At 66.1% G+C, this 12802-nt stretch carries 15 protein-coding genes; 3 read left to right on the plus strand and 12 right to left on the minus strand.

Going from position 1 to position 12802, the window contains the following annotated elements; all coding sequences use genetic code 11:
• Positions 1–4: 4 nt before the first annotated feature.
• Positions 5–1762 (minus strand): bifunctional alpha/beta hydrolase/class I SAM-dependent methyltransferase, encoded by a 1758-nt coding sequence (locus IB273_RS28190; RefSeq protein ID WP_192225549.1) that lies wholly within the window; start codon positions 1760–1762, stop codon positions 5–7.
• A gap of 63 nt (positions 1763–1825) precedes the next feature.
• The gene (locus tag IB273_RS28195) at positions 1826–2443 is read right to left on the minus strand and encodes a CDP-alcohol phosphatidyltransferase family protein (protein ID WP_081518775.1); all 618 of its coding nucleotides are present in this window, start codon (positions 2441–2443) and stop codon (positions 1826–1828) included.
• A 306-nt stretch (positions 2444–2749) separates the two neighbouring features.
• On the opposite strand from IB273_RS28195, the gene lafA reads away from it, so the two are divergent.
• The 3 genes from lafA (at position 2750) to IB273_RS28210 (ending at position 5197) form a co-directional block, all read left to right on the plus strand.
• The gene (lafA, locus tag IB273_RS28200; RefSeq protein WP_192225550.1) at positions 2750–3589 is read left to right on the plus strand and encodes a lateral flagellin LafA; all 840 of its coding nucleotides are present in this window, start codon (positions 2750–2752) and stop codon (positions 3587–3589) included.
• 292 nt (positions 3590–3881) lie between these two features.
• Positions 3882–4721 carry a winged helix-turn-helix domain-containing protein gene (locus tag IB273_RS28205; protein WP_225610317.1) on the plus strand — a complete coding sequence of 280 codons (840 nt, stop codon included), beginning with the start codon at positions 3882–3884 and terminating at the stop codon, positions 4719–4721.
• On the plus strand, positions 4709–5197 hold the full coding sequence (locus tag IB273_RS28210) for a hypothetical protein (protein WP_139791590.1): 489 nt from the start codon (positions 4709–4711) through the stop codon (positions 5195–5197). The genes IB273_RS28205 and IB273_RS28210 overlap by 13 nt, the downstream gene beginning before the upstream one ends.
• Positions 5198–5203: 6 nt before the next feature.
• Here IB273_RS28210 and IB273_RS28215 read toward each other — a convergent pair whose 3' ends face one another.
• From IB273_RS28215 to flgM, 10 genes are all read right to left on the minus strand, one after another.
• Positions 5204–6253, minus strand: coding sequence for an OmpA family protein (locus IB273_RS28215; protein ID WP_192225552.1), 1050 nt, complete (start codon positions 6251–6253; stop codon positions 5204–5206).
• Complete coding sequence (gene motA, locus IB273_RS28220) at positions 6250–7122, minus strand: flagellar motor stator protein MotA (protein ID WP_081518779.1); 873 nt, start codon at positions 7120–7122, stop codon at positions 6250–6252. Before motA ends, IB273_RS28215 begins: the two co-directional genes overlap by 4 nt.
• Positions 7123–7135: 13 nt before the next feature.
• Entirely contained in the window at positions 7136–7897 is a 762-nt protein-coding gene (locus tag IB273_RS28225; protein ID WP_081518780.1) for a FliA/WhiG family RNA polymerase sigma factor, read from the minus strand.
• A 6-nt stretch (positions 7898–7903) separates the two neighbouring features.
• On the minus strand, positions 7904–8392 hold the full coding sequence (locus IB273_RS28230) for a flagellar basal body-associated FliL family protein (protein WP_192225553.1): 489 nt from the start codon (positions 8390–8392) through the stop codon (positions 7904–7906).
• Positions 8393–8436: 44 nt separating this feature from the next.
• On the minus strand, positions 8437–9597 hold the full coding sequence (locus IB273_RS31790; protein ID WP_192225554.1) for a flagellar hook-length control protein FliK: 1161 nt from the start codon (positions 9595–9597) through the stop codon (positions 8437–8439).
• Between the two features lie 3 nt (positions 9598–9600).
• Positions 9601–9918, minus strand: coding sequence for a hypothetical protein (locus tag IB273_RS28240; RefSeq protein ID WP_081518783.1), 318 nt, complete (start codon positions 9916–9918; stop codon positions 9601–9603).
• A complete protein-coding gene (gene fliS, locus IB273_RS28245) occupies positions 9902–10300 on the minus strand; it encodes a flagellar export chaperone FliS (protein ID WP_192225555.1) in 399 nt (132 codons plus the stop codon). Before fliS ends, IB273_RS28240 begins: the two co-directional genes overlap by 17 nt.
• Positions 10297–11646: a flagellar filament capping protein FliD gene (fliD, locus tag IB273_RS28250; protein WP_081518785.1), complete on the minus strand. Its 1350-nt coding sequence runs from the start codon at positions 11644–11646 to the stop codon at positions 10297–10299. The genes fliS and fliD overlap by 4 nt, the downstream gene beginning before the upstream one ends.
• 327 nt (positions 11647–11973) lie before the next feature.
• Positions 11974–12414 carry a flagellar protein FlgN gene (gene flgN, locus IB273_RS28255; RefSeq protein WP_081518786.1) on the minus strand — a complete coding sequence of 147 codons (441 nt, stop codon included), beginning with the start codon at positions 12412–12414 and terminating at the stop codon, positions 11974–11976.
• On the minus strand, positions 12411–12695 hold the full coding sequence (gene flgM, locus IB273_RS28260) for a flagellar biosynthesis anti-sigma factor FlgM (protein WP_081518787.1): 285 nt from the start codon (positions 12693–12695) through the stop codon (positions 12411–12413). The genes flgN and flgM overlap by 4 nt, the downstream gene beginning before the upstream one ends.
• Positions 12696–12802: the final 107 nt, after the last annotated feature.

The raw sequence follows: 12802 nt of genomic DNA on the forward strand, positions 1-12802 counted from the left end.
GCCATCAGCTGCGCTCCCGGCGGGCCAGGGAGACGGTGAAGATGCCGTCCTCGTCGATGCGCTGGGCCAGCTTGCGGAAGCCGGCGGCGGCCACCAGCTGATCCATCTCCCCTTGCGTACGGCGGCGCATCACCCAGGCCTGCCCGGCGCGGTGGCTGGTGAGGGCACGGGCGATCAGCTCCAGCTGCGGGTGCCAGGGCTGGCCGGTGTAGATCAGGTAGCCGCCCTCTTCCACTGCCTCGCCCAGCCCGGCCAGCGAACCGCTGACCATGGTGTTGTCGGCGAACAATTCATAGAGACCGGAGACCACCGCCAGCGTCGGTTTCGGCTCGACGGCGGCAAGGTCGGCGCCATCGAAGGCGTCGCCCTGCACGAAGCGGGCGCGCTCCTTCAGGCCCAGGCGCTCGATCAGCGCCGAGCCCTCGCGCACGTTCAGCTCGCTGTAGTCGCGCAGCAGCACACTTTCGGGCAGCGCCTCGAGGCCCTGCAGTGCTTCGAGGATGTAGCGCCCGTGGCCGGCGGCGATGTCGAGGATGCGTACCTCGCGGCCCTGCTCGCGCAGGCTGGCCATGGCCAGGCGCAGCAGCTCCTCGATGTTCACCTTGCGCTGGCGGATGCCGCGCCAGCCGGCGGACTCCAGGTAGGTGCGATCGATCATCCGGCCCACCGGCCCCGCCCCGGCGGGCTGGTTGCGGTAGACGTAGTCCAGGGTGCTGCCGGAGTCGAAGCCGGTCTGGAAGCCGAGGTTGATACCGTCGGACAGCAGTCGGCCGAGGCGCATGTTGGCGCGGGTCGCACGCCAGTAGAGATCGCGGATCGACCAGGCGGGCAGCGGCGTCGCCAGTGCTTCCGCTTCGGCGCAGGTGTAGCCGAAGCGGTCGGCGTCGCGCAGGTCGGCGCGCTCGAGCTGGCGGGCGAAGCACTCGAGGATGAAGCGCCGCGCGCGGGTGGTCGCCTGCTCGCGGTTCAGCTCGCCAAGGGTGTCGTGGAAGAAGCCGGGCAGGATGTGCAGTTCCTTGCGCGCCGTGCCGAGGTTGTCGAAGAAGCGCTGCTGCGGCTTGCGGTGCACCACGAAGTCGGAACCGGAGATCAGCACTTGCGTCGGCACCTGGATCGCCTGCGCATCGGCCACCACACGGTCGGCCGCTTCGTACAGGCCCAGCAGTACGTTTACCGAGATGGCCTTGGCGATCAGCGGGTCGCTGTCATAGGAGGCGATGCGCTCGGGGTCGTGGGTGAGGAATTTCGCCTTCACATAGCTGTTGACGAAGAAGTTGCCGCGCCACCAGCGCGCCAGCTTCAGGCCCGGCCGGGCGAAAGGTACGTAGAGCTTGACCTTGAACGCCGGCGAGGCGAGCACCAGGCTGCGGATCGGCGGCGCGTAGTCGTGCACCCAGGTCGAGGCGACCACCGCGCCGACACTCTGCGCCACCACCGCCATGTCGCTGATGGCGATGCCGTAGGTCGAGGCGATGTGCTCGACGAAGGTCTGCACGTCACGCACGCTGGTGCCGAAACTCGGGCTGTCGCCACGCGCGCCGGGCGACTGGCCGTGGCCGCGGGCATCCCAGGCGAAGACGTCGAAGCCGGGCAGGTCGAGTTCGTCGGCCAGGTGGCCGATGCGCCCGGAATGCTCATGGCCGCGATGGAACAGCAACACCGCGCGGCGCGGCGCGTCGCTGCCGGCAGCGGCCGGCCAGTGGCGGTAGAACAGCTCGACGCCGTCATGGGTAACGAAGTGGTGATTCGAAGACTCGCGCATAACTTCCTCTGTTCGATGGCTTGCGGGACTGTCCGGTCCCCGTCCTGACAGGCTGGCCTCGACTCAGGCCTGCGATTCCTTCTGCTCGGCCAGCCCCTGGCGCACCCGGTTGACGATAGTCAGCACCAGCAGCAGTGCCAGCAGCACCAGCAGCGGGTTCAGCCAGACCAGCGGCAACTGCCCGGCGGCCACGGCCGCGCCGAAAACGCCGAAGCACAGTGCGCGGTCGCTCTTGCCCATGGGCCCGTCGTAGCGCCGCGAAGCACCCACCATCACCCCGAGCACGCCGGCGTACTCGCTGATCACCGCGAGCAGGACCACCAGCACCACCAGCGCCGGGCTCACGCCCGGCAGCAGGGCGAATGGCAGGTACAGCGCGCTGTCGGCAATCACGTCGGTGAGTTCGTTGAGGTAGGCGCCCAGCTTCGACTGCTGGCCGAACTCGCGGGCGAGCATGCCGTCCATGGCGTTGAGCGCCATGCGCAGGAACATCCACAGGGGGATCAGCAGGAATATCCAGGCGTGGCCGGCCAGCAGCGCGACCGTGAGCGCCACCAGCAGCGAAATGCCGCAGGCAGCCAGCGTCACCTGGTTGGCGGTGACGCCGCGCTCGTACAGGCGGGTGACCAGGGGGCGGAGCAGGTTCTGGAAACGGGACTTGAGCTGGTAGACGGAGATCATGAGGTTCCTTTCTCACAGTTCGCAACGAGGGATTCGGTCGAACGATCCACAGCCTTGTGGACCCGAGGAGCTTAGCTGCACCCCGGCACCTGGGCTGTCAGATATGTCTCAACAACATAGATGACCGATCCTGAGCCAAAGGACACATGCTGTAGGCCATCGATACCCGTGCGGCGCTGGCCGGTATCGTCGGAATCCCCGCGCCAAATTTTTTTCATCCGCCCTTAATCCTCCCCTGCGAGCTGTCGCCTTACCTCTTCAGCAGGCACAACGCCGGCTTCATTCAGCTCATACAGGAAGTCCACCATGGCCTTGTCGATTCAAACCAACTACTCCTCCCTGATCACCCAGACCAGCCTGAGCAAGACCAACGGCCAGCTGGCTACTTCGCAGCAGCGCCTGGGCACCGGCCTGCGCATCAACTCCGCCGCCGACGACGCCGCCGGCCTGCAGATCGCCACCCGCCTGAATGCCCAGACCCGCGGCATGAACATGGCCATGCGCAACACCAGCGATGCCGTCTCCATGCTGCAGACCGGCGAAGGCGCCTTCAGCGAAGCTACCGACATCCTGCAGCGCATGAAGGACCTGGCCACCCAGTCCGCCAACGGCACCAACTCCGACAAGGACCTGGACGCCCTGAAGTCCGAGTTCGACGAGCTGGGCAAAGAGCTGACCAACATCGTCACCAACACCAAGTACGCTGGCGACAGCCTGTTCGGTACCGGTGGCAAGCTGGCGGCCGACATCAAGTTCCAGATCGGCTCCGACTCCGCAGAAGTGATGACCGTTGCCGCTGCCGACACCGACATCGCCGCCACCGTCACCTCGCTGGGCACCACCGTCCAGGCTCTGGACCCGAAAGCCGGCGCCGCTGCCGCCATCGACGGTCTGAACGACGCCCTGGACCAGGTCGGCAAGACCCGCGCTGCCTTCGGTGCCGCGATCAACCGTCTGGGCCACACCTCCAACAACCTGGCCAACATGAAGGACAACACCGACATGGCCAAGGGCCGCATCATGGACGCCGATTTCGCCAGCGAAACCGCCAACATGACCAAGAGCTCCATGCTGATGCAGTCCGGCATCTCCATGCTCAAGCAAGCTGGCCAGATGCCCAGCATGATCATGGGCCTGCTGGGCTAAGCCCCGGCCAGCGCGAGGCGCCCCCCGCCACGCGCGCCCTGATCCGCCATCGCCCCGCCCCGGCGGGGCGTTGTGCTGTCTGCGGGTACGCTGACAGACGGCGTTGCGACCACCGGTCGCGGCGCAGCCCCTCTGCGCCAGTGGTTTCGAGGCTTGTGTGAAAATTGCAAGCACGAGTGTGCAAAATTCAGAACTTGCACCAACATTTTTCTGACGTCAAAATAATGCCTCTGCCTCCATGGACAAATGGAGTTTCCCCGCGACCGTCAAGGGAGCGGCTCGCAAGGGCAAGATGAACACACTCACTTCCACGCCAGCGGACAGTCGGCCGATCGCCTGCCTGACCCTCCGTACCGGGCGTTCCGATTGCGTCGCGCAGTTCTATCCCGCGCTCTATCAACTCGACCTCGACCGTGACGGCCAGGTGGAGCGCATCGACCTGGGCTTTTCCGGCAGCCGCGTGCTCGAACGCCTGCTGCAGAGCCCGGGCGACGTGGTGGCGCGCGATGAACTGCTGACCCATGCGTGGTCCGACCGGGTGGTCGGCCAGGGCAGCCTGAACCAGCAGATCTACACCCTGCGCCAGGTGCTGGCGGACGAGAAGCAGCGGCAGATCATCCAGACGCTGCCGCGTCGTGGCTACATGTTCAACCCGCAGTACCTGATCGGCCAGGCCAGCGAGCCGGACGCAGAAATCACCGACGCCACCCCGGAAGTCATTCCGCTGGAAGAGCTCGTTCCCGTCCCCGGGCTGCGACCGCCGAATCTGCGGCGCCTGAAACTCGCCGCCGCCAGCCTCTGCATCCTCGGCCTGCTGGTCCTCTCCGGTGCCTTCTACTACACCCAGGTTCGCAGCCCGGTCCTCACCGCCGAACAGAACCTCGGCTCCCTGCAGATCACCTACATCGAAGACAACGAACAGGACCTGCAGCGGCTGATCAGCAACACCCGCCCCCTGGCCCATCAACTGGCCGACCTGGCCAGCCGCCCCATCGGCCTCATGCTGCACATGACCTCGGGCTTCTACGAACTGGTCTGCGTGCAACCCGAAGGCAATTCCAACTGGCTGCTGATCCATGAAAGCCAGGTCGCCCGGATTCCCCAGGAGCAGCTGCGCAAGTGCCTGAACTGAACCTACGCCGCCAGGTCGGCGCGGCCCGCCGCTGCCTGGTGATCTCGCTGTTCGGCGTGATCTGCCTGACCCTGGCGCTGGGCATGCTGTGGAAGCACGCCCACAACACCTCGGCCATCGACGGCCGCTACGCCTCCTCCGGGCAGGTGGTGCTGGGCAACGGCAAGGTGCTGGAGATCGCCCAGACCACCATGTTCCACGAGGGGCGCTTCTACTCGATGATCCAGCAGGACGCCAACATCCTCGAAGTCTCGGGCCTGGTCGGCAACGACCTGGGCGGGCGCTTCCAGTTGCAGGTGGAGGAGAACAGCATCAGCAACCTGCAGGCCGACAGTGGCCTGGACAGCGAGCTGATCTTCAACCTGCTCTACGGCCGCCAGCGCGGCGCCCGCATCACCCTCGAACCCCTGGGCGGCTGCCTTTATGGCATTGAAACCCGCCAGGTGTTCTGTCCGCGCCAACTGCGCAATCGCTGAGTCTTCTCAGAGCTTCAATGTCGGCTCCGCCGCCCTGGAGGGAGCCGTTGCTTCGAGCGCCGCTGAAGCCGGCGCCTTCACCTCCGTCTCCTGCTGCGGCTGCGGCTGCGGCTGCGGCTCGATGAGCTTCGCGCCTGACTCCGAGTAGTGCACCTGGGCATAGCTCTCGCCGAAGATCTCGCGGTACAGGCTCTCCGCGCGCTGGGTCAGCAGGAGGATTTCGATGCGCCGGTTGGCGCCGTTCTCCGGGTCCTCCGGGCGCAGCGGCATGACGTCGGCCTGGGCCGCCACCTGCAACACATGCGCGGCCGGCAGGCCGCTGTCGACCATCACGTTGCGCGCGCGCAGGGCGCGGTCGCCGGAGAGGTTCCAGTTGTTGTAGCCATCCGGCCGACGGTACTGCACGGCATCGGTGTGGCCACTGAGGATCAGCTTGTTCTGCACCTTGGCCAGCACGCCGGACAGCGCGCCGAGCAGGGTCTGGAAATGCGGGTCGAGGGTGGCCTGGCCGCGGGCGAACATGAAGCGCTGCTGGTCGTCCTTGATCAGGATACGCAGCCCCTGCGGCACCACCGTCACTTCGATGTTGGCCAACGCGTCGACCTTGCCGGACACCTCGCGGATCAGTTCGGCCAACTCGCGCAGGTCCTCGTTGCTGTCGTACTGACGACCTTCGCCGTCCTGCTGCACGCTGGAATCCTTCGCCTGCTCGCCGGCCTTGTCCTGTTTGCCGGCGTCGAGCGCAAGCTGCGGCGCGGGCTTCTCCGGCGTCTTGATCGGCTGCGGCATGCCGTCCAGCTCGACGGGCGTGCGGCTGGCGCCGTCGAACACGCCGGCACCGCCATCGACCACCGGGTTGGCATCCTGGTCGCCCACCGCCACCGGTTGCGGTTCGGTCTGCGGGTGGACGATCCACAGCACCATGAACAGCGCCATCATCGCCAGGGTGAAGTCGGCGAAGGCTACTTTCCAGGCACCGCCGTGTTCGTCATCGTGGCCCTTCTTGCTGCGGCGCTTGATGATGACTTCGCTGTGCTTGTCGGCACGTTTCTTCATGCTGCGTCCCGCTCTTCCTCATAGCGGGTGACCCAGGTCTCCAGCTGCTTGAAGGCCGGCTTCACGTCCTGCTCGATCAGCTTGCGACCGGCGTCCACCGCCAGCAGCGTGGGCTTGCCGGCAACGTGGGCGACCAGCGTGGTCCGCACGCATTCCAGCGCCGACAGCTCGGTCTTCACGCGCTGCGACATGGCGTTGGACAGCGGGTCCATCAGGCAGTAGCAGACGAAGATGCCGAAGAAGGTACCCACCAGCGCGGCGGCCACGTGGGCGCCGATCTCGGCCACCGAGCCACCGATGTTGCCCATGGTGATGATGATGCCGAGGATCGCCGCGAGGATGCCGAAACCGGGCATCGCCTCGCCGACCTTGTGCAGCGACTTGGACGGCTGCAGCAGGGCGTGCTCCATGGCGTCCAGTTCCTGTTCGAGGAAGCCTTCGAGCTCGTGGGCGCTGATCTTGCCCATGGCCATCAGGCGGAAGTTGTCGGCGATGAACGCCATCAGGTTCTTTTCCTGGAGGATCAGCGGGTAGCGGGCGAACAGGTCGCTCTGGTCCGGCTCCTCGATGTGTGCGTCGAGCACCTTCAGGCCACCGACGTCGACCATCTCCAGCAGCTCGTAGAGAAGCATCAGCAGTTGACGCTGGAACTCTTCGCCACGGCGTTTGAAGACGAATACGCCCTTGATCTGCGAGCACATCTCCAGCAGCACTTCGCGCGGGTTGGCGACGACCAGGGTGCCCAGGCCCGCGCCGAGGATGATGAGCATCTCCGCCGGCTGCCAGAGTGCGCGCATGTCGCCATGGGCCATGGCGTAGCCGCCGAGCACGGCGGCGATGATGATCAGGGCGCCGATGATTTTCTGCATGGTTATGGGTTCTTCAGAGAGGGTCGGGGTCGTTGAGGAAACGGCTGCACTTGCCGATCGCCTGCTTCATCAGCTGGCAGATGCGCGCATCGGTCAGCTCCAGCACCAGGGCGATTTCCTTGAGGTTCAGCTCGTGCTGGTAATACAGGTTGAGGATCAACCGCTCGCGCTCGTTGAGGCGCTCCAGCGCCTGGGCCAGCAGGCGCTCCTTGAGCACACGTTCTTCCAGTGCGTCACCGCTGCCCTGCACGCCGTCGTGGCCGTTCTGCAGCAGCGCATCGAAACTCTCGATGGCCTCGGAGGACTCGGCGCGCAGGTAATCCTGGTAGCCCGCCTCGTCGAGGCCGGTGGCGGCGAGCACTTCCTCGTCGCTGGGCACGCGGCCGAGCTGGCGTGCCAGCGCGCGGATGACGTCGCGCACCTTGTGCGCCTGCTGCCGCACCTGGCGCGGGCGCCAGTCCTGGCGGCGCAGTTCGTCGAGGATGGCGCCGCGAATGCGCAGCGCGGCAAAGCGGCCGAACTGCTCATCCGGCTCGCCGTAGCGGCGCAGCCCTTCGAGCAGGCCCATCAGGCCGATCTGTTCCATGTCCTCGCGATCCAGCACCTGGTTGGCCTGCAGCGACAGCTGGCTGACGATGCGCCGCACCAGCGGCAGGTACTGCATCATCCAGCGCTGCTCGGCCGCCGGCGACAGGCGCGCGTGGCCGCCTTCGGCGCTGGCGTAGCCAGCGGCGCCACTGGCATAGCTGAGGGCAGGATCGCGAAGGGCGTGCATGACGGCTTACTGGACGATCATCTTGCTGAGCATCACATGCTCGAAGGGCACCATCACCTTGCGCGCGGCGAAGTCGTCGATCACCGCCTTTTCCAGGCGCGTCTGCACGTCGCCGATGGGCATCGCACGCAGCACTTCGAACTTCTCCGGGGTCAGGTTGGCGACCACCGAGCTGCGCACCATCGGCGCGACGCTCTCGAGCTTCTTGCGCTCCTGCTCGGCCTTGGCCTGCAGCACCAGGTCGATCACGAAGTAGTGCTCGCGATCCTCGCCACGGGAGCTGACGATGATCTTCTCCACCGGCACGAAGAGGTACTCGGCACTCTCCTGCTCTTCCTCCTCCTTGGCGTCGTCCTTGCCACCCTCCTTGCCGGAAGCGGCGGCGGCCGGGGCGAGGCTGGCGGACTTGATCATCTTGTAGTTGACGAACACGCCACCCAGCACGACGGCGATATTCACGATGAGCATCAGTAGAACGAGACGCGGCGTGGTCATGGGGTTTCTCGAAAAATCCTGTGGGAGTACGGGCCGCTGGCGGCCTACACGGTAATCAGTACGTCGCTGTCGCCACGCGGCGAGGAGCGTTCGCCCGCCTGCGCATCGCGTGGGTTGGCGGCCACCGCAAGCTGTTCCTCGGCGAAGCGCTGGCGGTTCTGCTGGCCCTGCTGGCCGGACTGCGAATCGGATGAGACCTGCACGTTGACCTGCAGGAAGTTCTGCCCGACCAGCTCCTGGCGCAGGCGCTCGCTGGTGTTCTGCAGCAGGCGCACCACGTCGCCGTTGGACGCGGATATCTGCACGTTGAGCTGGCCGGCCTCGTGGCGTACGAGGATCTCCAGGGCACCCAGCTCCGGCGGATCGAGGCGGATCGTGGCGTTCTGCACGCGCTGGCCGAGTTGCAGCTCGACGTTGTCGCGCAGCGCACTGACCATCTGCTCACCCCAGTGGGCGTCGTTGTTGCCCTTGAGGTGCAGCGGCCTGTCGAACAACGGCGAGGCCGGTGTCGAGGCGGCGGGCTGGGCATTGCCGTCGGTGGCCGGCAGGCGCGGATCGAGCGCAGCGCCCGGCAGCGCTGGCATGCTGGAATCCGATGCCTGTGTGGCAACGGCCAGGTGCTGTTGCAGCAGCGTCTGCGCCTGGCTCTGGGTTGCCTCGCGGGGTGTCGGCGCCGTGACCTTGCCGGGTTCATCGGAGAGTTCGGCAGGCGGCAGCAGCACATCCTCCGGCCTCACCGCGGCGGGCGCCGGTTGCGCAGATGAATCGGCGGCCTGGGTGGCGAAGCCGGCGACGTGCGCGCTGGTCTGCTCGGACGGATTGTCCCGCGCCTGCACCACCAGACCCGCCTGGCTGAGCATGCCGGCGAGCCAGCTCTCGGCACCGGAGGGCGAAGCCTCTTCGGCCTGCTGGTCCGGCGTAGCGCTGTCGCGCATCTCCGCGGGCAGTGCTTCAGGCGTGGCCGGCACCGTAGCGCTGGGCTGCTGCAGCGATTCCTCGACCTGCGCGGTGTCGAACTGCGCGAGGAAGGACTGCACGCTGATGGTCCGTTCGCCGGCATTCGACTGCGCCGGTTGTTGCGCGCCGAAGCCGGCAACGCTGACCGCGCCGGCATCACCACGACGCGAATCCTGCGGGCGCGCTTCGGCCACCGGCGCGCCATCGCGGTCGGCACTGGGCAGGGATTGGGTCGGTAGCTGGATCACGGTCTATCGACCCTCCTGGTACGTATCCACCTGCATGTATGCCGAGCGTCCCTCGGCATATTCCAGGTGCGAGAGCAGGAGGCGGCGCAGGCGCTCGCACTCCTCGGCGCAGGCCTGCGACGCCTGCTCATGCAGGCGCTTCAGGTGCTTCTTGGCGAGCAGCACATCGGCGGCCAGCCCGGCCTGCGACGACATCGCCACCAGTTGTGCGCGGATCGCCAGGTCGACCTGCCCCATGGCTTTCCAGTCCTTGCGCTGCAGCGCCCCACCCAGCCGTTCGTACAGCTGCAGCAGGCGCTGGCGATCATCCACGTCCGGCACTCACGCCCTCCCAGCCCTCACGCAGGATGCCCAGCAGGCGCACCACTTCGTCGATGCCGGCGACATCCAGCGACACGCTGACGTCGGAGATCCGGTAGATGCAGTAGTCGTAGAGACGCGCCAGGCCCTGCACGGTCTCGCCGCCGTTCTCGTAGTCGAGCGCAACGTTGAGGCCGTTGAGGATGTTCAGGCACTTCTCCAGGGAGCGGCCCTTCTGCTGGTAGCGCTTGTGCTCGATGTGCCCGCGGGCGCGGGCCAGCTCGTCGAGCAGGCCGTCGAACAGCACCAGCACCAGTTCATAGGGCGAGGACGACGCGGCCCTGGATTCCAGGTCGATCATCCGGTAACTGTCGTAGCTTTCGTTCATGCCGTAGGCGGTCATCCGAACATCCCGCTGGTCTGGTCCATCGACTGCATGGTCTGCATCATCGAGGTGTATTGCTTGAGGTAGCGCGCGTAGTAGGTGTCGTACTGCTTCTGCAGGTTGTCGTAGTCATCGTTGACTCGCTTCAGACTGCTGTTGAGCGACTCCTTGCGGTTCTTCAGCACGCCGTTGACGCTGCTGGTGTAGAGCGACAGCGCCTTGTCGGTGCTGTCGAGCAGGTTGCCCTTGCCCATGAACAGCTTGTCGAGCCCTTCCGGGTCGGCGGCGATGGCCTTCTCGAAGCGCGTCGAATCCAGGGTCAGCTTGCCGTTGCGGTCGGCACTGATGCCGAAGCTGATCAGGTTGGCGCCATTGAAGGTGGTGCGCAGCATCTGGTTGAGGCTGTTCTCGATGGCCCGCACGCTGGAGTCGCCGGCCAGGGCGCCACGGGAGTTGCCGCTCTGATCGCCCGAGGCGGTCAGGCTGTCGATCTGGCTGGCCAGGGCGTTGAACGCGTCGATGAAGGTCTGCACCTTCTTCTTGGTCTCGCTCTGGTCCTGGGAAATGGTCATGGAAATCGGCTGCTCGCCGGATTTCTGCGCCTGGGTGAAGGTGACGCTGACGCCATCGATGATGTTGTCGAAGGTGTTGCTGGCATTGGTCAGCAGCATGCCGCTCTCGCCACCCAGGCGGACGCGGGCGTCCTGTGCCCTGGACAGCTCCTGCGGGTTGCCGATGGCAGTCTCGAAGGCGCTGTTGGCGCTGTCGGTGCCGCTCAGCGACAGGCTGATGGCATTGTCCGCACCGGACTTCTCGGCACCCAGCACCAGCGAGACCTGGCCATTGCTGCGCACCAGGGTGGCCTTCACGCCGGTGTTGTCGGTGGCCTTGTTGATCGCCGCGGCCAGCTCGTCCATGGAATTGGCGCCGTCGCCGTCGGTGTCGACCTTGCTCAGGTCGATGTCGAAGGACTTGCCGTTCTGGGTCAGGGTCAGGGTGCCCTGGGTGTCGATGTCACTGGTCTGCAGGCCGGAGAAGGACAGCTGGTGGCTGGTGGCGAGCTGCTCGACGAAGAAGTCGTAGCGACCGGCGACGGCACTCTTGCCGACGGTGGCGGTGAGGTAGCCGTCCTTGCTCATGGTCGCGCTGTTGACCAGCATGCTGGTGTTGCTGCCGGTGGTGCCCTGCAGGCCTTTCACTGCAGTGGAGAAAGTCTTGAGCGCGGTTTCCAGCGAGGTCACGGCGGTCAGCTGGGCCTGATAGGAGGCCTTGTTGCGATCGGCCTTGTTCAGCCCGCTCTGCACATCGTACGTGGCCAGTTGCTGGGCCATCTGCTTGACGTAATCGGAATCTATGGTCGCCATGTGAATCCACCTCTTTGGGTCGGAAGAGCAATTACGGTGCCAATGCCGGAAGGCCCGCCGTACGGGGCTTTCGGGACTACCGGGGAGAAGCTTCACTTCCGCCCGGCGTACTTTGGCGCGCAGCGGGAAGCGGCATTTCCGCCTACTGACCGCGCACGCTGATGCAGGGAAAGGGCGACCATGGGGAGGGGTTCGTTAAGGGATTTCGACGGGGTTTCTCGCAGCCGCGCTTTTTGTAGGAGCGCGCCATGCGCGCGATCGCGGGCATGGCCCGCTCCTACAGGGGAGTCCAGTGCTGAGCCTGATCGCAGCTCGCCCTGCGGCGGCTCAGTACAGCTGCCGCGAATACACCGGCTGTTCGCGCGGGTCGCCCATGAGCTGGCTGAGGATGTCGTGGTGCATCGCCAGCAGCTTGCCGTTGCGCTCGTTGAGGCGCTTGCACTGGGCGGTGAGCTGGCCCAACTGCAGCCACTCCTGCTGCAGTTCCTCGCGACGTGGCGGCTGGTAGTTGGACAGCAGCGTGCGCATGCCGTCGGCGTCCATCGGCAGGTGGAAGGCACGCAGCACGCGGCTGCGGCGCTGGGCGCGGCCGGCCACGGCTTCGAGCAGCGCCTGGATGTCCGGGTTCAGCGCTTCGATCTGCGCGCTGTCCCGCGCCAACAGATGGCGATACAGCTCCTGCAGGCGATCGCGCAGCGCCAGGCAATCGCGGCCATCCTGCTGGACGTCCTGCTCGATCACCTGCAACAGCCGCGCGCGCTGGGTCATGCGTCGCTGCCGCGGTGGTAGGAGAGGATGCTGGTGGCAAGCACGCTGGTGTCGTTCTGCAGCTCGCCATTCATCAGCGCGCGGCGGATTTCGGCGACGCGGCTCTGGTCCACGTCGGGCATGGCGCGCAGGGTTTCCTGCATTTCGTCCAGGCGCAGCGAATCGCTGACCGGCGCACTGGCGCTGGTCTCCGCCACCGGGGCGGCGCGCTCGTTGCGCGCGCTCTTGGCGGACTCGCTGGTGGCCAGCGCGACGCTGGTCAGTTGCCGGGTGATTTCCATGGTCGGTATCCGAATGTTTTTGGGCCTTTCCCTCAGAGGGCGACCGCCTCGAAGCAAAACTTAAATGCCGATTTTCGCGGAACAAACGGCGGATAACCGCTAGCGGT

Origin of the sequence: Pseudomonas sp. PDM19, from assembly GCF_014852215.1 — a bacterium.
Lineage (GTDB): Bacteria > Pseudomonadota > Gammaproteobacteria > Pseudomonadales > Pseudomonadaceae > Pseudomonas.

Excerpts from the sequence above, each read along its gene's own strand:
- IB273_RS28230 (WP_192225553.1), bottom strand. The coding sequence starts at position 8,392 with ATGACCACGCCGCGTCTCGTTCTACTGATGCTCATCGTGAATATCGCC.
- IB273_RS28190 (WP_192225549.1), bottom strand. The coding sequence starts at position 1,762 with ATGCGCGAGTCTTCGAATCACCACTTCGTTACCCATGACGGCGTCGAG.
- fliS (WP_192225555.1), bottom strand. The coding sequence starts at position 10,300 with ATGACCGCCTACGGCATGAACGAAAGCTACGACAGTTACCGGATGATC.
- lafA (WP_192225550.1), top strand. The coding sequence starts at position 2,750 with ATGGCCTTGTCGATTCAAACCAACTACTCCTCCCTGATCACCCAGACC.
- IB273_RS28215 (WP_192225552.1), bottom strand. The coding sequence starts at position 6,253 with ATGAAGAAACGTGCCGACAAGCACAGCGAAGTCATCATCAAGCGCCGC.
- flgM (WP_081518787.1), bottom strand. The coding sequence starts at position 12,695 with ATGGAAATCACCCGGCAACTGACCAGCGTCGCGCTGGCCACCAGCGAG.
- IB273_RS28225 (WP_081518780.1), bottom strand. The coding sequence starts at position 7,897 with ATGCACGCCCTTCGCGATCCTGCCCTCAGCTATGCCAGTGGCGCCGCT.
- flgN (WP_081518786.1), bottom strand. The coding sequence starts at position 12,414 with ATGACCCAGCGCGCGCGGCTGTTGCAGGTGATCGAGCAGGACGTCCAG.
- IB273_RS28195 (WP_081518775.1), bottom strand. The coding sequence starts at position 2,443 with ATGATCTCCGTCTACCAGCTCAAGTCCCGTTTCCAGAACCTGCTCCGC.
- fliD (WP_081518785.1), bottom strand. The coding sequence starts at position 11,646 with ATGGCGACCATAGATTCCGATTACGTCAAGCAGATGGCCCAGCAACTG.
- IB273_RS28205 (WP_225610317.1), top strand. The coding sequence starts at position 3,882 with ATGAACACACTCACTTCCACGCCAGCGGACAGTCGGCCGATCGCCTGC.
- motA (WP_081518779.1), bottom strand. The coding sequence starts at position 7,122 with ATGCAGAAAATCATCGGCGCCCTGATCATCATCGCCGCCGTGCTCGGC.